The following is a 773-nucleotide window of genomic DNA, read 5'->3' on the forward strand; positions in this document are numbered from 1 at the left end:
AACCGAATTGACCTGCGTGAATCGAAAGTGTGAGGTCCGCTTATCATTTAGATCTATCCACGGAAACGGATTGGGTCAGTTATGAGCGAACTATAGTCATTCTAACCCTGAGAATTACACTTTTGAGTGATTCAGGGTATGCGCTTACTGGTTACGAATATTGAGCGAGAATCATGTGATGATCGCCGCTTCTCTTTCGAACCAGTAGGTGCTCCGCGTTCGCTAACGAATACTCAGGGCATGCAGATACACTGCTGACTATATTTCTTTCGAAGAGTGTGGAATGCATACCAATCCCCGATGAAAGGAGTTGGTGATGACTGCGACTAATCAATTTGCTGCACATGTTGGTCTGGACTGGGCAGATAAAAAACACGATGTCTGTGTTCAGTTCAAAAACGGTGAACGCGTATTCCATGTGATTGAACATACGGCAGAAGCGCTTGATATCTGGCTTACTGAGTTACACCAGAAGGTAAAAGGCAGAATCGCAATAGCTCTCGAGCTGAAGAAGGGCCCCGTGGTATATGCTCTTCAAAAATATCCCTTTATCACCGTTTTCTCCGTCCACGCTTTGTCCCTGGCTCGTTACCGGCAAGCCTTCTCACCCAGCGGCGCTAAAAATGACCCGCAGGATGCCGAGCTAGCATTAGAGTTAATGCTACGCTATCCCAAAAAGATAAAAGCCATTGAACCCGACAACGCAGATATCCGGTTACTCCAGCAATTAGTTGAGCAGCGCCGACTGCTGGTCGAAGACAAGCGTCGCTTTG

Annotated in this window: 1 protein-coding gene; it reads left to right on the plus strand. The window is 47.1% G+C overall.

Translation table 11 applies throughout. The features are described 5' to 3' along the window. Positions 1-316: 316 nt before the first annotated feature. On the plus strand, positions 317-773 hold a 457-nt coding region (locus tag FQK12_RS00050; protein WP_146295602.1), incomplete at its 3' end, for a transposase.

The organism is Klebsiella sp. ME-303, from assembly GCF_007910085.1.
GTDB classification, from domain to species: domain Bacteria; phylum Pseudomonadota; class Gammaproteobacteria; order Enterobacterales; family Enterobacteriaceae; genus Klebsiella; species Klebsiella michiganensis.